Source organism: Algibacter pacificus, assembly GCF_008033385.1.
In the GTDB taxonomy this organism is placed as follows: domain Bacteria; phylum Bacteroidota; class Bacteroidia; order Flavobacteriales; family Flavobacteriaceae; genus Algibacter; species Algibacter pacificus.
The window spans coordinates 1-19,939 of the sequence record NZ_VOGY01000012.1 but is presented as its reverse complement, the minus strand read 5'-3'; the positions used below and the strand labels follow the sequence as shown (position 1 = coordinate 19,939).

The window sequence follows — 19,939 nt, the reverse complement described above, 5'->3', positions numbered from 1 at the left end:
ACAATACATATTTTAATGAAGTAGAACAGGTTTTAAAATATTCTATTTTACATAATATTAATTATAGTACAAATATAATATATGAGTAAAACGGCGAATAGAACTTTTTCTGTTCTATTTTATATAATTGAAACTCTTAAGAAAATGTATTGCTAAACCCCTAAAATATGCACGCTCTTTTCTCCTATTGTTTTAGCCAAAATTTTATGAGGCCGACTTAACCTGATATGAAGTAGATAAATTACGAGTTTTTTATTATTTGATTTTCAATTAAACTAAAATCATTTTGATTAGGTACATGTTTCGAATCTTTTAGCAAAAAAACTTCTTTTAATGATGGAAATAGTTTTTCAGTTCTCCTTATCATTTTTTTACCAGGAAACATGATGTCTTTTTCAGCTGCGAAAATGCTGATTGGTGTTTTTATATTATTTGCTGAACCTATAGAAATTATAGGAAGTGGTGAGAAATCCATATTACAGTTTTGAAATGTAGTTGACATATAGGTTAACGCAAAATCATCGTATTCAGAAAAAAGCACGTTCATTACCTTTTTAATGTGCTTTTGATTGTTAGTTTTTATAAACTTTTTTAATGGTAGGAACATTTTAAACAAACCTACAAGAGGATTGCCATTTACGATATAGACTGGAGCGATTAAGAAAACCCGTCTAATTGGTGTCTCGTTAAACTCCAGTGCTTTTAAGCTAATGAAACCACCAAAAGAAAAACCTACTAGGGTCACGTCTTTCAGTCTTAGCTTTATAACTACTTCTATAAGCCATTTTCCATAATCCAAAGATTTCATGTCTAACCTATTCTCTGCACTTTTATTGGGCTGCGCTAAGACATCAATTGCATAGACAGAATATTTTGAAGCTAGATTGGGAAAAGAATCTAAAATTTGTGGTGCACAACCTCCTGTACCATGAATAAGTACTAATGGAGGTAAATTGGTGTTCCCAACTTTAATTATATTGGTTTTACCAAATTTTGTTTCTACTAATTGTTCTGAGTAATCAATATTTAACTCTTTTAACTTTTGATTATAAAGGCTGATGATTTTTTCTTTACCTTCTTTTGATTTGAAAAACATATATTTTTTGTCTTTTGATTGATGAGTATATAGATTAGTTAATTTTAATTACAACATTACCTCTCTTATGACCTAGCTCCACATATTTATGTGCTTCAGCCATTTTTTCTAAAGGATAGATGCTATCAATAACAGGTCTAATCTTATCTTGTTCTGCTAACCTTTTTAAATTTAAAAAAGCTTCTTTTGGAGTTAATGGTGTGTTATGATCTATGGATATGTATTTGCCATTCGGAGTCAATGCTTTTTTGCTCTTTTCTTTGAGTTTTGATGATTTCGAATAGCCAACGGCATCAATTACATATTTATACCTTTCTAATTTTGTTTCAGCATTCTCTATGGTGTAATCAATCACCTTATCACTACCCAAAGTCTTTACTAACTCGAAGTTTCTGCCACTACAGACACTAGTAATATGAGCGCCTAAATTCTTAGCCAATTGTATCACCATAGTGCCTATACTTCCTGACGCTCCATAAATTAAAACATTGTCGCCTTTGTTTATGCTCGTCTTTTTTAATAAATGAGTAGCAAGCAAGCCACCATAAGGTATCGCTGCAGCTTCCTCAAAACTAAGATTTACAGGTTTGAGTGCCAGATTCCAATTTTCTGGTAAGCAAATATACTCTGCATAAGAACCGAAACGGCGTTTGGTAGGTGAGATTGAACCATATGCAAAAACCTCATCCCCAACTTCAAACAATGTAACATCTTTACCTTTACGCTCTACAATTCCAGAGGTCACCATTCCTAAAATAGGATTTCTAGGACGCCCAAAACCAAATATGAGTTGAAGTATAAATTTTTGGATCAGAGGTTCATTCATTCTACGAATAAGCACATCGCTTGTTGTTACAGAAGTAGCCCGTATCTTTATTAGGACTTCATTATTTTTTGGTGATGGTTTTTTAATATGAGTAAGTATGAGGTTTTCTGCATAACCATTTAAATAGAAAATTAATGTGATCTATAAGTTCTGTTTTACAGCTTTTCTCCAAAAATATAATCCAAAAACAAGTGTTACTATAGCAAACATAATTCCGTTTTCACCAAGCCAATGTTCACTTCCTTCAACTTTTATGGTTAGAGGAGGCATAATTTTTTGAATATACACGTTGCTTACTGCATGAAAAATAACTGCTGGCCATAGACTTTTAGATTTAAAGGTGTAATACGTCATAATAAATGACATAGAAACAATTACGATAGTGAACGTTGTAAATTCTAATAGTACATTGTTACTATAGTAAACTAGTAATGGCCAATGCCAAAAAGACCAAATTAGTCCACTAAAAATTGATACGCCCGAAAAAGACAGCACTTTTCTCAATTCATAGATGAAAAATCCTCGCCATCCAATTTCTTCACCTAGGGTTGTTGCAGCCGCTCTTATTACTTCAACAGTGCCTAATAAAATAATGGCAATTATAGCTATTGACGTTGGATTTAAAGTTCCAATACCAAACAGACCTAGTTCTTTTCCCCATTCCGTTATCGCTTCTTCATTTGCTAGGTTTCCGAATCCAAAAATCCAGATGAATACATAAGTGATTACACCATAAAAGGCAGGAATAACATAAGACCATCGAATATATCTCCAATTTCCCCAATTCCAGTTAAGTGATGAAATTTTACGTCCACGTATTTTTAAGGTAATACATGCAGCTATTGCGGGACACCACATGATAGCGCCAACATAAATTCTTGATGGATAAAAATTCACTATTGCATAATGAAATGGTGAAGTAAGAGCAATTACAAGGCCCAGAAATATTAATATTGTTATCCATGTTTGTTTTTTATTTTCTATAGATTTTACCATGATGAGTAGTTTTTTTATGGTGCTATTATATTTTCATATTCATTGCTTCTGTGACTTCGCTAAGCGTTGTAATTGCTGTCTGTCTTGCCTTACTTATACCTTTATGCAAAATATCTCTAACATAGTCCTTATTTTTTTCTAACTCTTTTCTTTTTTTTCTAATCGGTTCAAAATATGTGTTTATAGCTTCAGCTGTTATCTGCTTAAGCTTACCTGATCCTTGGTCGCCAATTTCGTTTGCTAGTTCGTTAGGGTTTTGGTTTAAACATAGGGAAGCCAATGTTATTAAATTTGAAACTTCCGGTCTGTTTTTAGGGTCATAAGATATGTGGCGGTTTGAATCCGTCTTGGCAGATTTTATTAGTTTAACAGTTTCGTCATTTGTTGCCTTAATCATAATTGAATTATTTCGGCTTTTACTCATTTTTTGAACACCATCTAATCCAAGAATAACTGGTGTATTGGTAAAAAGAGCAACAGGCTCTGGAAAAATATTACGATTGAATTTCGTATTAAATCGTTTTGCAATTTTTCGAGTTAATTCTATATGTGGTAATTGGTCTTTTCCCACAGGAACAACATTACTTTTGCAAAACAAAATGTCAGCTGCCTGGTGGACTGGATAGATATACATACCTGCATTAATAGTATTCATGCCTGAAGCAGTAATTTCTTCTTTAACCGTAGGATTTTTGTTTAATTCTGAACTAGATACCAGTGTTAGAAAAGGAATAGTGAGTTGATTTAGTTCAGGAATATGACTATGTGCAAAAATGTGTGTTTTATAATTTTCAGGGTTTAACCCACAAGCTAAATAGTCTAAGGTCAATTCATAGACATAATTAGAAATATCATTAAAAATAGCTCTATCGGTTAAAACCTGATAATCAGCAATTAAAATATAAGTTTCTATTCCTAAACGTTGTAACTTTAATCGGTTTACAATTGAACCAAAATAGTGACCAAGATGTAGATTACCTGTAGGTCTATCTCCCGTTAATACTCGGTATTTATTAGGGTTCTGGGACAAATCATATTCCAACAGTTTACTTTGCTTTTTTGCAATTTCAAAAGTTTTGTTTTTCATTTTTTGTTTAATTTTATTCAAGTAAGTTCAATTTTTCTCATTACCCACAAAGATCTCGGCTATGAGTAGTTTCGTGAATAAGCACTTAACGTTGTAAGTATAAACCAAACTGAAAATCCTCACAGATTTTCAGAAGTAGGAGAGAATGGTGCCATTACTTTTAGCCACTGTTGTGTTTCGTTTGAATTTAATTTTACTTATAGCTAGGTCTTATGCCAAAAATTAGTAAATACCCTATCATCCAAAATTCACCAATTGTTGCAGGTAATGTAAGATATGTATTGAAGCTAAAATCAATTCCTGCGTGGTGTATAACTGTAGACATTAGATAGCCTATACCACCTAAAATAATTATTCTTCCTAACCAGACAGGCAACCTATTAGATTTGATAACTATGTATCCCATTGGAAATAGCCATAGCCCGAAAAATAGTCCACCAATACCCCAAGCATTTGAAATAATACTTTGAAAAACTTGAATTAGTAAAACTTTGTCTTTCATAGTACCTATGTCAGAATTTGCTAAACCTATTACTGAGGCAATTGAAATTGCACTTATCAAAATAACTAACGCATTTACCATACCCCATATACCTAAAGTCCAAGCTTCCCATTCATAATTATCTTTAAATAATTTGAAAAACCAAACTGCGGTAAGAGCCTGAGAAATTACTATACCAAATTCTAATAACAATCTAATTCTTGCTGTAGATTCCAATTCTACAAGATTTGTTAGCGTTTGTTCTGGATTACCAGACACAAATATTTGAGAATGAAAGACCATAAACCCTAAAATTCCTGTAATAGCCATCATTAAATACCATAAGCCAGTAATTCTAGCTGTCTTAATTAAATTTTTCTGTTCCATATTTTCAATCATAAATTATTTTTTATTAAAATCTATACCCTATTCGCAAGTGCATATTTAATTCCAGTTCACTTTTGTTCTTTAAATAACCAGCACGTTTAGCAAATGTGTAGCTAAATCCGGCACCAAGACCTGCTTCATAATTAAAGTGCTTGCCTAAATTTCTTCTAATTCCCCAAGTAGGTATAATAGAAAAATCACTCACCTCAGGAGCATCGTCAGTATTGAACAGAGCCAATTCTGGATGATAGCCCATTTTTAAAGCAATAAAATTGCCACTATTTCCTTCAATTGGTTTTGAGATCTCTGAGCGTTTTTTGAGATTGTAATAGAATCTTGGCTACAAAACTATTACTGGTGTTAGCAAAAATGGAGAATCATAATCATCATAATAAGTAGTTTCCCAAATACCAAAATCAAAACCAAGTTCAGTTCTCAGTGCTATGGTATTTGATAATTTTGTTTCATTATATGCCCAGATTCCTAAAACTCCAGTTTGTAATCCGAATGTTGATTTTTCTACACTTGTTGTTTGAGCAACACCAATCGTCGTGGAAAAGATAATTAGTGCTAATATTATTATTATTGTACGTTTCATAATGTTTTAATTAAAAATTAGTTTTCTATACGTGTTTAAGTCAAATTAAACATTAAAACCAGCTGAACCCTAATCCTACATTAAAGATTATGGCATCTCTATCCGCACCTCCATCTAAAGACACACTACCAAGCACCAATTTAGACTGAATATTGAGCGCGAAATTTTTCTTTTTGTAAATCTCATAACCTGTGCTTGCCATAACAGCGGCACCAAAATTCCAATCGTCATTTACATTGTCTTTAATATCATATAGTGCAGGTGAGTCTATGGCTAAACCAATTCCAGCATGAATCCACCAACGATCTTTTACCCAATACTGTACAGATGGGATAAATGCTCCAAAATGCCTGTCATTATCTTGAAATTCGTAAATGTTTCCAGGTAATGAGGCAGTAATAGCAAGTCTTTCGTTTAACATATAACCCAACTTTAAATCTGGAAAAACAAATGTACCCTGAGATTTGTCGAAGGTTTGAAGACCTGTACTATCTTCTAGACCGATAATGCCTCCACCTACTACAAATTCGAAGATAAAGCCATCTCTTTGTGTGGTGGTTTTAGAGTTTGTGTTTTGTGCATGTATTGTACTTGATACTAATGCGAAGGCTACACAAGCCATTTTTAATAAGATTTGTTTTTTGATTGTTTTCATTTTAATTGATGTCATAAGTGTTCGTTTTTTGATTAATGATTAATGATTGGTAATTACAATGTTTCCTATTTTATGTCCGCTGTCGAGGTGCTTATGCGCTTCTATAATGTTATCTAAACTATAGGTTCTTTTGATAACAGTATTTAATTTCCCTTCTTTAAAAAACGCAACTAATTCGCTTAATAACTTTTTTAAATCTTTAGATTTTCTCATTCCCGTTGCAGAAAATTTTACTTTTTTGGTAGATATAATGGAACGCCATAATATGTTGACGGTTAACACTGGCGACATAAAAATGCCATTATAATAAAGTACTTTTTTGCAATTTTTATAAGACGTTTTACCAACGGCATCATAAATAACATCATAATAATCCCCTGCTTTTGAAAAATCACTCTTTTTGTAGTCTACTACAATATCAGCACCTAATGATTTTACTAAATTTAAATTTGACGCACTACAAACTCCTGTTACTTTAGCGCCCATTAATTTTGATAATTGAACGGCTGCTAACCCCAGACTACCTGATGCACCATTTATAAGGATGTGCTGTCCTTCTTTTAAATGGCCAACATCTCTTAAAAAACTGTATGATGTTAAAAACCCATCACAGATTGGGGCAGCTTCTTGATGTGAAATAGTTTTTGGCTTAATTGCAATAACTCCGTCTTCAGGAACACATACATATTCTGAATTAGTTCCATCAGTAAACAAAACCTCGCCAAAAATTTCATCACTAATTTTAAATTTAGTGACCTCTTCCCCTACTGATTCTACAATTCCCGAAAACCCAGTACCTAAAGATGTATTCTTGGGCTTAAATATGCCTAAAAACAATCTACCAAACTTTGGCTTTCCTTGTCTCATCATTGTATCTGCACGTGTAACAGATGACGCTTTAATTCTCACTAAAAGTTCATTAGGCTTTGGTGTAGGCTTCTCCTTTTCTATAATTTGAATGACTTCTGGAGTCCCATATTTTTTATAAATAGCTGATTTCATAACTTAATTATTTGCAACAAAGTTGTTGATTACATAGGAATTAAAAGTTCGTGTTTAGAAATTAGAACTTATTTATGTATGAATACACTTGTTGAATACAAAAACGACTCAAGTTTCTACCTGAACCGTTATTAATTTCACACATTATTCTATGCCTTTTATGCTATTTGAATTGTTTTCCGCTTCCTTTTTAGCCATTTTTACGCTCTAACCATTTCAAAATCATTTGGTTTGTTTCTTCTGGCAGCTCTTGCTGAATACAATGGCCGCAATCCAAACTGGCCACTTCCACATTAGGCACAAATTCACTCAATCTTTCAAACTTTGGAATTATATCTCGCTCACCATAAATCATTAATGTGTCTTGTTGAATTATTGGGTTTACACCTGCTAATAAATGCCAGTTTCGATCAAGGTTTCTGTACCAGTTTATACTTCCTGTAAAACCTGATTTATTGAAAGCGGAGATGAAAATAGCAAGTTCGCTTTCGCTCATTATGGGGTCGCCCTTTGATTTTTCTGCTCTTGCAAGATTTATCATTAACATTCCTGGTTCAGGTACTGTGGGCGTTATGTTTTTACGGAATATATTACGAAGAAACTGAGCTGTATTTTCTTCCAATATAGTGTCTGCAACTCCTGGCTTTCGATTGAAGTGTACAAAATAGAAATCTCCACCAAATATTTCTTCCATGAATTCAATCCAAGGTTTTTCACCACGTTCTTGATAAGGCAAAGCCAAGTTTATTATTTTATTTACTCGTTTAGGATACAATTGAGCCAATCTCCATACCACATTTGCTCCCCAGTCATGACCCATAAAGGTAGCGTTTTCGTATCCGTAATAATCTAGAAGTGCTATAAGATCTCCTGTTAAATGTTGAATGTCATAGTCGGTTACTTCAGTCGGACAAGATGAGTTACCATAACCTCTTTGATTTGGCACAATGACATGGTAGCCAGCTTCCACTAGAGCAGGTATCTGATAACGCCATGAAAACGCATGTTCAGGAAAACCATGACAGAGTACAATAGGTTTTTTCGCATTTTGTTTACCTGCTTCAAAAACTTCTAGCTCTATACTATTAACTGAAATCATTTTATGCTTTGGAAAATCGGATGGATTAAATCTAGTATTAGTTATGTTTGTCATTTTTAAAAATTTAATTTGATTAAAGATATTGCTTGCAACTGTTGAACTGGTTCGAACTTTTAAATCCGAACAAAAAGTTAAATAAATAAAAAGAGTGGTTTATAATTTCAAAAGGTTTTAATATGATACAACAACCACCACCTTTACAAATCACAACTTGCATTCAATTCTTGATAATCCGATAAAGACACTGTAGATATTTCTTGATTCTCCAGGATTTTAATACAGGTTAAGCTTGGATTTCTATCCACCCTCAAATCTATTAATTGTGAATTGTTGCTTATATCAAGGCTGGTAAGTGAATTACTTGAACTATAAAAATGTGTTAAACTAGTATTATTTTCAAGATTTATGTTTTGAAGCTTGTTACCAGAAATCACCAAAGTCTCTAACAATGCATTAGAGCTGAAGTCTACTGATGTAAGTTGATTAAGTATTAATAGTAAGTTTTTTAGGTTTAAAGCATCATTAGTGTCAATCGTTTTTAATAAATTATGACTAATCAGTAATACTTCAAGAGATTCATTTTCAATACTAATATCTTCAAAGTTATTAAAAGATAAATTTAGTTTTTTCAAATTTGTCAATCTTGATAGCCCACTAATTGCACTAAGTTCATTTGACTGAATATCCAATAAAATTAGATTTGAGTTGTTGCTAATGTCAATATTGGTAAGATGATTTCCATTGAGAAATAAAGTATCTAACTTAGTATTAAAGCTTAAATTTACATCATTAATTTCCTGCCTAGCCGCAGACAGTAATGTTAAGTTTACAAACCCCTCAATTCCTGTCAAATCATTGATTTCTCCAAAGTTTGAAGTAAGATTCAAGTCTAAGCGTGTTATAGCTTCAGCATCCGTTTTTAATAGTTTTTGATTTATAATACCATCTGAATCTATACCTTGTTCAATTAATTTGGTTTCAAAATGACTATCTGGGATATTTAAAAAATCATCTTGGATAAGGCTAGAATTTTCGTCTGTACTTGAACAGGCTGCTACAAAAAAAGCTGTGACTATCAATACGCTGCTTACAGTTTTAAAGTTTTTCAAAGTTGTTATTTTTATTTTTTTTAAATTTTAGTTTTTTATTCAATAATCTCAAGATTATTAACTACATCAAGCTCATCATTAAGGATAGTATCCATGAAACTATAATTTTAATTAATTGACACATTTATATTTATTTAAAATTTTATGAGCCAAAAGTACTTTAAAAGAGAAGTGTAGAAGTCCTATTTTATAAATCAGAACTAATTTCTGCTGGTATTTTTAAGAAAAGTATTGGGCGTAATGCCCTCAGTTTTTTTAAAAAACGTATTGAAGACTGTTTTAGAATTAAAACCACTATCATAAGCTACAGCCATAATGGTTAAACCTTTATTTTCTTCTAAAACAACACGTTCTTTAAACTCTTTAATTCTGAAGGTGTTTACATACTCCGAGAAATTTTTATCAAACCCTTGATTTAATAATTGAGATACATAATTAGCAGGAAGCTCTAAATAAGAAGCTAAATCCTTTAATGCCAGATCTGGATTTAGATACAGTTTGTAATCTACCATAATCTGTTCTAATTCTTTACTATACTTTTCAATTTCGTGGGTATCCAGTAATGCCTGTTTGTACTTTTTATTTTGTTTGTAGTTGACATTATCTGGAATGGCTTTAAGCATGATGGCTTTAAACCTTTTGTGATGTTTTACAGGCTTCAGAATTGGTGATGGATTCAATAACAAAACTAATGGTAAACGGTTATTAAATGCTTGCTCTACTAAATCAATTACATTTTCATTATTACCTAATAAGGCATTAACTAATATCATAAATGTAAATGCCTTATCTACAAGTTCTGTTGATAAATAGGATTCTAATTCCTTTAATCCTTCATTGCACTTTTCTGTTTCATTTAGGTAAGCATAACACATAGTTTTACCACCCAATTTGCTAAGGTCTTTTACAGAAATACCCTTTAGTGAATTGAAATATGTTAAAGCGTCATTTGGCTTGCCAGACATTAATAAACTTATTCCAATGTAAATTGGTGGAAAGGGCAACCTTGGGTCTAGATCCAACGCCTTCTTTAAATACGGTATGGCAATAGTATACTCTTCTTTTAGGTAATATAAAAATCCTTTATAATGATGGTTGATAGCGGCATAAGGGTCTAACTGCAACGCTTTATCTAGATAATTATGTGCTGCATCTAATTTTCCTTCCACTGTTAAAAAATTAGAAATGGTCAAATAAATATCATCTGCTTGTTGCATCTCCAAAGCCTTATGGGCATGTTCGTAAGCTTTCTCAAGGTTCCAGTTTTGCCAGCATTCTATCCAAGCTAAATTCAATTGAGATCTTGATGATTTTGGGTCTAACTCTATCGCCTTTGATAAATATGGTTGTGCTTTCTGGTAAGCCTCAAATGCGGGTAAAAGCCCCATAGTTCCCATATTCATATAGGCAAGGTTAATATCTAGATAGGGACTTGCAAAGTTGGGTGATTTATGTATGACTTCTTTTAAGATGTCGATACCCTTTGTAGAGTTTTTATAATCTAACTTCATGATGTAATACCTACCTTTCAGGTATTCTCTGTAAATAGCTACTGGAACATCAATAGGTGCTACTAATTTATCTTCTATTTCAAGATGACCAATGTGTTCACGTAGTTTTTCAGCAATAAACAGACTAATTTCATCTTGAATTTCAAAAATGTTTTCTGGGATCCTATCAAATGTTTCGGACCAGAAATGAAAATCATCTACAGTATCAATCATTTGCACTGTAATACGCATTTTCTTCTTGGAAGTTCTTACGCTACCTTCTATAAAGGTAGCCACATTCAATTTTTCTCTTATTTCTTGAGCAGTTACTGTTTTGTTTTTAAAGTAAAATGAAGATGTACGAGAAGTAACAGAAAGTTGTTTGATTTTTGCTAATGCATTTATTATTTCTTCTGTTAATCCATCACAGAAGTATTCGTTTTCAATATTACTACTCATATTGACGAATGGCAGTACAGCTATGGATTTTTGGTTAATAATTTTATTATTTTTTTAAACAAATATATAAAGTTAAAATAAATCCTTAAAATTATCCTATGGATGTCATTCCACACACATTATGCTTTCCTCCTACGTCGTCGCATAAAAAGTGTTCCATTAACATTGCAGAAGAAACTTTTGAGAATAAATTTTTTCAAGAAACTATAGTAACAACTTTCGCTTTTGCCAAAGCAAAGTTACTTCTATTTGATTTTTTAATTGGAGGCATACTCAGTCCAGTTTAAATCTTCAAAATTTGCAAGCATTGGAATACCTCCAAACCTCCTATTAAGGTAACCTTTTCTAATATCTAAATCAGTTCGGATTTTCTTAAATTCAGCTAAAGTTTTAAATTCTGTATTACCTGTTTTCTTATTTTTTTCTGCAAACCAAATTTCATCTGGTCTCAGCATATTTAAATCTAATAAATTTGATTCGTGAGTTGTAAAAATTAATTGGCCTTTAATATCCTTTTCACTTGATAATTTAGTTAAAAAGCCTTTTAATAGACTTGGGTGTATGCTACGCCCTATTTCATCTATTACAAAAACGCTTGGGGATTCATCAGAAACAATAAGACTATAGAGCATTGACATAAACTCTATTAGCCTTTTAGTACCATCGGATTCTTCACTTAAAGAAAATAAATTATCAACCCCGAAACCAGTATGTTCAATATATAGTTTTTTTAATATTGCCTTTTTGTTTTCTAAAGTAGCAATCATATCCACTCCTAAATGAACATTAGAATCTAGGTTTTTTTCTAATTCACTAATTATTTCATCTGTAAAATCCTTATCATCTTCTCCAAAATACTTCTTCAAATCAAAGGATTTAATATGTAAATCTTTTATTCCAGTATCAAAATTACACAACATATCTTTAGTGAAATCCATAAAAAAATTCTTATCCATAAGTTCCGTTAATAGGTATTTTGGTTTAGAATCTGGGAAAATTATTTGCATGCTTAAAATCCAATCTGTTACGATTTCTGCTTCAACAGATAATTTACCTAATTCAATTTCGCTAATTTCTGATAAAAAAAGTTCTTCAGATTTCACTTTCTTTTCATAATGTTCTTTTAAAATTTTACTTTTTTGAGTTTTTACAAGGCTTTCATTAATATCAATTTTACTTACACCTTTCTTCGATACAGTTCTATCAAATATTAATTTATCTTCTTTACCAATGTTTGAATTGAATAAATATTCATTGATAATTTCTCCTTTATATACCTTTATTCCATAGATGTATATTTTCTCATTAGTTAAAAACTCAATTTCAAAGCTTGAAGGCTTACCTTTGTTACTTTTAAAAATAGAACTTTCAAACTTTATAGCTTTTCCTTCCATTACACAACTTCTTAGATAGTCTAAGGAATCTACCAAATTTGATTTTCCAGAAGCATTTGCTCCATAAATTGCGGACAATTTCAGAATATCGATGTTCTTATATTTGTGTACGTGGTTATCAAATCTTCTAAAATCTCCAGTAAAAAGATTAAATTCTGTAGAATTATTAAAAGAAAGAAAATTAGATATATTATATCTTAATAACATTTTATTACGATTTTTTCGTTGTAAATATAGATAAATATAACAATAATTACTTTATTTAACTCAATAAAAACGATATTTACGTTAATATTAACATTCCACACACATTACGCTTCCCTCCTACACCGTCGCATAAAAAGTATTCCATTAACATTGCAGAAGAAACTTTTGAGTATAAATTTTTTCAATAAAAAGCTCAAGTTAGCTATAATATATCATATAAAAATTATGATATAAAATGAGTTTCATAAAAAAAAATACGTTTAATTTGTTTTGCTCATATTAGTAGGAGTTATTTAAATGAAAACAAAAAGAATTGTACTAGTATGCCTAGTTATGGCAGCAAGTTTTTCGTGGTATTTTTTATTTTATGATCAAGATTATCAACCTGCTACAGATTTTGATGAAACAGAATCGCACTTAGTAGTTTGGTCCAATCACTACGCAAAAACTTATGTTAATTTTATTAAAAATTTAGCTGAAGATGATCATGTAACCGTTTATGTTCCTAAAACGATACCCAAAGATAGTATTTTTAATGTGCTTAAATCTGTTGGTGTCCAGATGGGTAATATTCAACTAGAAGCTGTAACGAATGAGAATATATGGATTAGGGATTTTGGCCCCGTGTTTTTAATGAATGCCAGCGGCAAAACCAAAACTTTAAGTTTTAAATATTACGAAGAAAATTTTTTTCCTTACGAATATCAATCTATATATAAAGAGCGGTTAAGAGCTTCTCGAATTATTAGTATTGGTGGTGCTAGAGAATTAAATGGCAAGGGGTTGGCCATACTGGTTGAAAAACATGAAGCCGATGTAAACCCAAAGCTTAGTAAAGCTGAAATAGCTAAAGAACTGAAAAGAAAATTAAATGTAAAAAAAATTATTTGGCTAAAAAGCGGACTTCCCCAAGACGATGTTATGTCCAATACACCTATATATGGTAATATATACAGCGCTGGATCTGGACATCATATCGATAGTTTTTGTAGATTTATTTCACCAAACACGGTGTTGTTGGCGCAGGTAAATAAAAATGAAATAAATAACCATCCTATTATAAAAATGGCCAATGAGCGACTAGAAGAAAATTATAATATTCTTAAAAAAGCTTTAGATCAAGATGGAAAACCGCTAAATATTATAAGAGTTCCTATGGCACCGTTACTTTTTGAAAATCAAAGAATTTTTGATACAAACCGAATCTTTGTTTGGTCTAACAGTTATTTAAACTTTATTATTACCAAACATAAGGTTATTGTACCGGGATATGGACATTCGATTAAAAGCGAAGATGCTATTTCTAAAGATTTAGAAATAGAAAATAGGTTTAAAAGTATTTTTCCTGGAAAAAAAATAGTCTTGTTAGATTGTGTTGACTTAAATAGAAAAGGCGGTGGTTTTCACTGTATTTCAATCAATAAGCCAAAGAAAAAGAAAAGAAACAAAGCGGCATAATTATTATAAAAACCTAGATATATTTTCTATGCTATACTTGTTTACTACACAGGTTACGCTTTAAAGGATTGATGTAAATGTACGAAAACCCCAAATTATAAGGCGTCTTATCCATTTAGGTAAGTGCTTAATTTTTATAGGTTTGTTAGTTTTTTTTAAAGGTTTTAGGGCGTTGGCATTGGCGTATTAATTTACAGGTACATACGGATGCGTTTATTGAATATCAAGTATTTAATTTTTAAACGGCAAAAAAAAGCGATTCAAAAATGAATCGCTCTTAAATTTGCTTGCTATTAATTATCGGTATTCCTTTATTTTATATTTTTGGTTTACGCGGGTCATTATTCTTTTCTATTGAGAAGATTTAACTTTAAAGTTTCCATTACTTCTGATCTACAACAAAGTTTCTTTTGTTGTTGAAATTATTGATGTTCCGTTTTTTATAGCTCCAAAATAAGAACCTGGTGTTAGTTTATTTTTATCTTCTTTTTTAGAAAACTGATGGGTTAAACCTCCAGAAATAATAACGGCTCTAAAGTTTGGACTTAAATTTTTGATATAACCGTTAAAACCTGCGGGTAATTTTAAAAGGGTGGCTCTAAGTTGATTTTTTTCATGATTTCCCCACAAAAATGCCGTTTGAATATGACTCTTTTTATCGACCCATTTAATATCGGCCGCATTTAACCAAACCAAATTGGTTTTATTTATATTTACGGGTTGTTCGCCATTATCAAACGCATTAGAAGTTGGTTTTACCAAATAAGGTCCCTCTTGAATATCTAAAAAAGCTAAATTATCTTCTGCATTTGCAGCAGTAACATGGGCTTCGCCTGCCGGTTGTTGCCAATAAGATCCTGGCGTTAGCCATTGTTTTTCGGCTTTTTCATCATCGTTATGTAATAAGCCTTTAATTACCACACCACGATACGTAATGTTATGAATGTGAGGTGGTGAAGAGAACCCTTTTTTAAATTTTACTAAAAAACCTGCTGGTTCGTTTTTTGTACGATCGCCCCAAAGCTGTCCTGCTGCTGGACTTTTATCGCCTCGCAATGGGTTTAACCAACCCCAGTCTATGTCTTGTGAGGTAACCACCTCATTTATAGTAGTTCTATAATCTGTTGTTGGCGCTTGTCCAACACTATTAATACTTATTAAAGCAGCGAGTGCAACTAAAATAATCGTTTTCATTTTTAGGGGTTTTAGATATTAAGTGCTATAATCATGTTATTTCCAGGTCACGATTTCTTCAAAAGCTCTTCTAGATTTAGGATGCTCTGGGTCTGCTTTTCGGTATCCAAATGCAGCCATGAATGCAATACCATATTTATCAGTATCAACATTAAACTTATCCCTTAATAAAGCTTCGGTTTCTTCAATATGAAAGCCTTCAATTGGACAAGAATCTATTCCTGTTAATGCAGCGGCCGTCATCATATTACCTAAAGCGATATAGATTTGTTTTGATGACCAATCGAATAATTTTTTATCTGAATCTAGTTTAAAATCGCGCTCTTGAAATTCTCTGTAAAATTTAGAATACATGCTTACCACCTCTTCTGGCATTTGTTTTACTTCTTTCATCATGTGTTCGATATATTCTGCATCATGTTTTACCATAGGTGCTTTCATTGCTAATCCTAAAATAAAATGACTCGCAGTATCTAATTTTAGAGGAGCGCCCCAAGCTACAGGTTTTAAAAGTTCGCGCAGTGCTTTGTCTTGTACAACTACAAAATGCCAAGGTTCAAAACCAAAAGAGCTTGGTGATAAATGAGCTGTTTTAAGAATAAAATTGATTTGTTCGTTTGTTAAGGTTTTTGAAGCATCAAATTCCTTAGTAGCATGCCTGTAATTAAATGCATTTAAAATATCTTCTTTTGCAATGTTTGGTGTATTCATTAGTTAAAATTTGATAATTAATTTATTATACTATATTTTTTATAGTAACAAAAATATGTATCGTGTTTTATACTCACAATAACGGTCAAAAAGGATAGTATCATTTTTAATAAAAAAAAGACTGGTAACCGTACTAAATTTAATGTGTTTGGCTAAATGTTAAATTTACTATAAAAAGTATAGTTGCAAAATTTAGTATAGTGTATTACTTTTGTATAATTACGAAATTAAAAATAGTACTATGTATAAATTTAAGGGTAAAGAATATCCATGTTGCGCGAGTTTAACGATGGGCGTAATTGGTGGGAAATGGAAAACAGTAATTTTATATCATTTAATAACAGGACCACTACGGTATAACCAATTAAGAAAGGAAATGCCGATGGTTACCGAACGTACGTTAAGTTTACAATTAAAAACTTTGGAAGCGGATGGCATTATTAAAAGAACTGTATACACAAGTAAACCGCCTTTAAAAGTGGAATATTCGTTAACTAATTTAGGCAAAACATTAATACCTGTAGTAAAGTCTATTGCAGATTGGGGTGTTTTTGTAGTTGAAGGAACAGAGAAATTTTAGTTTACTAATAAAGCATCATGCTATCTATCGCTTTTTATAAATAGATTATTTTTGCTTTGGCCTGAACGGTTTTATAACCTCGGTATTACAATCTAAAAAAGGGTCCTCCATAAGATCGACGCAATAAGGAATTGTTTGCGATATTATTTTATTTATTGGGTGTCTTCACTTCTAGAGGAATTCTCATTAAACATTTTAGTTTAACCTGTTGTAAACTTATTTGAATGGTTTCATCATCTAGATTCAATAATATTTAACATATTCATTTTCTCTATGATATCTCCTGTAATTGCTACTACGGCAGATTTAGGGATTCTGTCTGTATCAAAAGGCCAAGTACTGGTAGGATTATTTAAATCTTTGGTTTGTTCACCGGGGTGTTGTACACTTAAAAACAAGGTTTTGCCATCGGGAGAAAACCAAGGTCCGGTAAGCTCTGCATCTTTAGGAGCCGAGGCTACTCGAATAACTTTTCCGGCATTTTCACCTAATCTTGGAATTACAAATAAGCTATTATTTTTAAAAGACATATAAGGTTTGTCGGCTTTATTCATGGACGTACCAGACATATCGGTAGTTATCCAAAGGTTTCCAGACATATCAAAAGCTAAATTATCTGGGCAAGAAAATCCGTTTTCATCACCTCCTGCCAAATAGGTTTCGGCTTTAAAAGTTAGTGCATCAAAGGCGCCGTTTTGCTCTTCAATCTTTAAAATAGAACCGTGAAAATCTCCTTTAGGTTTATTATTGGTGAGTGTTACAAAAATATTTCCAGTTATTGGGTCTATTTCTATGTCTTCGGGTCTATTTAACTGTGTAGCACCTATTAATTTTGCAGCTTCGCGTGCTCTAATTAAAACTTCTGTTTGATCTTTAAAGTTTTGCTGTAAAATAGGTTGATTTTGCCAATCTAAAGGAAGCCATTTTCCATTAACCGTATCGGCAACATAAAGGGTACCTTCTTTTAAAGAACCAGGTTGAGATGAAACAAACTTGTATAAGTGTTCGTCATTTTTATCGTCTCCTGTATACGCAACTACGCGTTTGTCTTCTAACTCGTACAGTGTGCAACATTCATGAGCAAACCTACCTAATGCAATATGTTTTTGAGCCATGCCGTTTTTGGGGTTTACCTCTACCACCCACCCATAGTGCTCTGGGGGATAATTGTAAAATTGTTCCCAACCGTAAGCGTAGCTTGGCACATGTTTAGCATTGTTTTCTTTAGTATATACTGTTTCTCCAAAAAAGCTATCGTAGTTTTCTTCGCAAGTAAGAAACGTTTTCCATGGTGTAATACCTCCAGAACAATTAGCAAGCGTTCCAATTACTGTGCTTTGTCCTTTTATTGGATAATCCCAATTTAATTTTATTGGGGTCTTAGCGGTAATACGTCTATTATGAGAATCATTTTTAACCATTTTCCAAACGCCATTTTCTTCTCTAATTCGGACTATACTTCCACCTACATTGTACATTTCTTTATCTACTTGTTCAATGGTTCTATGAGCAGTTGAGTTTTCATGCTTATTAGCATCAAAACCAGAAACAAATAGAGGATCTATATATTCGTGATTAACCCATAATAAACCATCTTTTGGGTTATCATCATTAAAAGGAATAAAACAGGTAAAGTCATTATTAAAACCAAAGCTTTCAGTATCACTTATTTTATCCCCCCATTTAATAATGGTATGATAATTTAACCCGTTAGTTAATAATAAATCATCTTTATTAGAAGCGGCTAAGGCTTGTAAATTTAGATTTTTTAATAAACTAAGCCTTTCTTTAGATATTGAACCAAAGGCTTTTGTTGGCGTTGTTGTATTGCCACAACTTATTAAAAATTGAGGCATCATAACAGTTCCTAAACTCGCTTTTCCTAAAAAGTTAATAAATTGTCTACGGTTATATATCATGGTGTTTTTTAATTAAAATGATTTTTTTTTATGCAAGTTTTCTAAACCTATTATGGTTTTATAAAACTGGCCCACTAAGGCGCCTAAAATAATTATATTTTTGCTATCGGATATAAAAACTATGTTAACTATATTTTTTGTTTTTATTAAATTTTTATGACGTACAATGTCCTTAAAATGGATTACCTAAAATGCTGTAAAAAATATTTCTGATAATTATGAGAATTTATTGTAACTAAAAGAAATTTATATCGTTCGGTTTGTATTTTTATTATTCTACAATTTTTATATCTACAGATGTTCTACTTTGCCATCCTGTTTCATCGGTTACCGAATAGGAACAGTGATAATCGCCGGCATCTATATTATTAGGAATGGTTATAGGTATATTAATTTCATAACGGGTTAAGCCTGCTTCTATAGTATAATTTTCTATAAAAATAAATGGTTTAACTGGTGTTTTTGTAGCACTTAATTGGCATTCTGTTATTTGATCGTCATGGGTATGATGATCAAAATTATGATGAATATCGATACTATAAGCAGCCAATGCACTATTATCGGTTACCATAGCTCTAAAATTGTAGGTTTCTCCTTTAGCTAGAGAAGCGCAACCTTGCGGAAAACCAGACACATAATTAACGTTAATGGTTGGTTTTTCTTTATCTTTTTCAACACTATCATCACTGGAACAGGCTGTAGTTAAAAGTATAATGGATACAATAAATATATATTTTAATATGTACTTCATAGTCTAGGGTTTTAAAACCGCATGGTAGATTTTGTACCATGCGGAATTATTATTCATGTTTAGGCTGTAACATCTATATGAGTTTCGTATGCTTTGGTGTTTCCATCTTCATCTTCTACGGTAAAAGTAACATGGTATTCACCAGCAGGAGCTGTAGCCGGAATATCAATATGTTGATGAAATTCTACTGAAGTTTTCTCGTGGTACCCCTCTAAAAATTCAAGTTCTAAATCTAATTCTTCCTCGCCTTGGCCTACAGTAATATCATGTGCATGCATATCTACCGTAATGTTATGAATTCCTTTAACGGCATCTATCATAAACTCGGCATGAAAATCCTTACCTCGTGCAACGGTTGAATCTATAGATATATCGCTTAAACTGATATAATCTAAAATTTCTATATGGCCTTCAATTTCGGTACTATTTCCTAATTCATC

At 31.9% G+C, this 19,939-nt stretch carries 20 protein-coding genes; 2 read left to right on the top strand and 18 right to left on the bottom strand.

Annotated elements, in window-relative coordinates; all coding sequences use genetic code 11:
- Positions 1–241 precede the first annotated feature (241 nt).
- The 13 genes from FQU21_RS14355 to FQU21_RS14300 all read right to left on the bottom strand — a co-directional run bounded on the left by FQU21_RS14355 (position 242) and on the right by FQU21_RS14300 (position 12,886).
- Positions 242–1,096, bottom strand: a complete 855-nt coding sequence (locus tag FQU21_RS14355) for an alpha/beta fold hydrolase (RefSeq protein WP_147678700.1) — start codon at positions 1,094–1,096, stop codon at positions 242–244.
- Positions 1,097–1,130: 34 nt separating this feature from the next.
- Complete coding sequence (locus FQU21_RS14350; protein ID WP_394348408.1) at positions 1,131–2,009, bottom strand: NAD(P)-dependent alcohol dehydrogenase; 879 nt, start codon at positions 2,007–2,009, stop codon at positions 1,131–1,133.
- Positions 2,010–2,063: 54 nt separating this feature from the next.
- Positions 2,064–2,918 (bottom strand): CPBP family intramembrane glutamic endopeptidase, encoded by an 855-nt coding sequence (locus FQU21_RS14345; RefSeq protein WP_187269390.1) that lies wholly within the window; start codon positions 2,916–2,918, stop codon positions 2,064–2,066.
- Between the two features lie 25 nt (positions 2,919–2,943).
- Entirely contained in the window at positions 2,944–4,005 is a 1,062-nt protein-coding gene (gene trpS, locus FQU21_RS14340; RefSeq protein WP_147678698.1) for a tryptophan--tRNA ligase, read from the bottom strand.
- Between the two features lie 193 nt (positions 4,006–4,198).
- Positions 4,199–4,885, bottom strand: coding sequence for a DUF4386 domain-containing protein (locus FQU21_RS14335; RefSeq protein WP_147678697.1), 687 nt, complete (start codon positions 4,883–4,885; stop codon positions 4,199–4,201).
- 13 nt (positions 4,886–4,898) lie between these two features.
- Positions 4,899–5,129: a hypothetical protein gene (locus FQU21_RS17745; protein WP_246124844.1), complete on the bottom strand. Its 231-nt coding sequence runs from the start codon at positions 5,127–5,129 to the stop codon at positions 4,899–4,901.
- A gap of 84 nt (positions 5,130–5,213) precedes the next feature.
- A complete protein-coding gene (locus FQU21_RS17740) occupies positions 5,214–5,471 on the bottom strand; it encodes a hypothetical protein (protein ID WP_246124843.1) in 258 nt (85 codons plus the stop codon).
- Positions 5,472–5,523: 52 nt separating this feature from the next.
- Positions 5,524–6,141 (bottom strand): hypothetical protein, encoded by a 618-nt coding sequence (locus tag FQU21_RS14325; RefSeq protein WP_246124842.1) that lies wholly within the window; start codon positions 6,139–6,141, stop codon positions 5,524–5,526.
- A gap of 24 nt (positions 6,142–6,165) precedes the next feature.
- Positions 6,166–7,128, bottom strand: a complete 963-nt coding sequence (locus tag FQU21_RS14320; RefSeq protein ID WP_147678696.1) for an NAD(P)-dependent alcohol dehydrogenase — start codon at positions 7,126–7,128, stop codon at positions 6,166–6,168.
- A gap of 190 nt (positions 7,129–7,318) precedes the next feature.
- A complete protein-coding gene (locus FQU21_RS14315; RefSeq protein ID WP_246124848.1) occupies positions 7,319–8,227 on the bottom strand; it encodes an alpha/beta fold hydrolase in 909 nt (302 codons plus the stop codon).
- 197 nt (positions 8,228–8,424) lie between these two features.
- Positions 8,425–9,336, bottom strand: coding sequence for a leucine-rich repeat domain-containing protein (locus tag FQU21_RS14310; RefSeq protein ID WP_147678694.1), 912 nt, complete (start codon positions 9,334–9,336; stop codon positions 8,425–8,427).
- Positions 9,337–9,536: 200 nt separating this feature from the next.
- On the bottom strand, positions 9,537–11,285 hold the full coding sequence (locus FQU21_RS14305) for a helix-turn-helix domain-containing protein (RefSeq protein WP_147678693.1): 1,749 nt from the start codon (positions 11,283–11,285) through the stop codon (positions 9,537–9,539).
- Positions 11,286–11,542: 257 nt separating this feature from the next.
- Positions 11,543–12,886 (bottom strand): AAA family ATPase, encoded by a 1,344-nt coding sequence (locus FQU21_RS14300; protein WP_147678692.1) that lies wholly within the window; start codon positions 12,884–12,886, stop codon positions 11,543–11,545.
- Between the two features lie 297 nt (positions 12,887–13,183).
- Here FQU21_RS14300 and FQU21_RS14295 point away from each other — a divergent pair, with 297 nt between their 5' ends.
- Positions 13,184–14,344 (top strand): agmatine deiminase family protein, encoded by a 1,161-nt coding sequence (locus FQU21_RS14295; protein ID WP_147678691.1) that lies wholly within the window; start codon positions 13,184–13,186, stop codon positions 14,342–14,344.
- 393 nt (positions 14,345–14,737) lie between these two features.
- Here FQU21_RS14295 and FQU21_RS14290 read toward each other — a convergent pair whose 3' ends face one another.
- Both FQU21_RS14290 and FQU21_RS14285 read right to left on the bottom strand, forming a co-directional pair.
- On the bottom strand, positions 14,738–15,538 hold the full coding sequence (locus FQU21_RS14290) for a DUF4437 domain-containing protein (protein ID WP_147678690.1): 801 nt from the start codon (positions 15,536–15,538) through the stop codon (positions 14,738–14,740).
- Positions 15,539–15,574: 36 nt separating this feature from the next.
- The gene (locus FQU21_RS14285) at positions 15,575–16,249 is read right to left on the bottom strand and encodes an NAD(P)H-dependent oxidoreductase (protein WP_147678689.1); all 675 of its coding nucleotides are present in this window, start codon (positions 16,247–16,249) and stop codon (positions 15,575–15,577) included.
- Between the two features lie 241 nt (positions 16,250–16,490).
- Between FQU21_RS14285 and FQU21_RS14280 the strand changes: the two genes are divergently transcribed.
- Positions 16,491–16,829, top strand: coding sequence for a winged helix-turn-helix transcriptional regulator (locus FQU21_RS14280; RefSeq protein ID WP_147678688.1), 339 nt, complete (start codon positions 16,491–16,493; stop codon positions 16,827–16,829).
- 233 nt (positions 16,830–17,062) lie between these two features.
- On the opposite strand, the gene FQU21_RS14270 is transcribed toward FQU21_RS14280, so the two are convergent.
- The 3 genes from FQU21_RS14270 to FQU21_RS14260 all read right to left on the bottom strand — a co-directional run.
- The gene (locus tag FQU21_RS14270; RefSeq protein WP_147678687.1) at positions 17,063–18,748 is read right to left on the bottom strand and encodes a PhoX family protein; all 1,686 of its coding nucleotides are present in this window, start codon (positions 18,746–18,748) and stop codon (positions 17,063–17,065) included.
- A 271-nt stretch (positions 18,749–19,019) separates the two neighbouring features.
- Complete coding sequence (locus FQU21_RS14265) at positions 19,020–19,499, bottom strand: DUF4625 domain-containing protein (RefSeq protein WP_147678686.1); 480 nt, start codon at positions 19,497–19,499, stop codon at positions 19,020–19,022.
- 59 nt (positions 19,500–19,558) lie between these two features.
- The coding region (locus FQU21_RS14260; protein WP_147678685.1) for a DUF4625 domain-containing protein at positions 19,559–19,939 on the bottom strand (381 nt) is incomplete at its 5' end.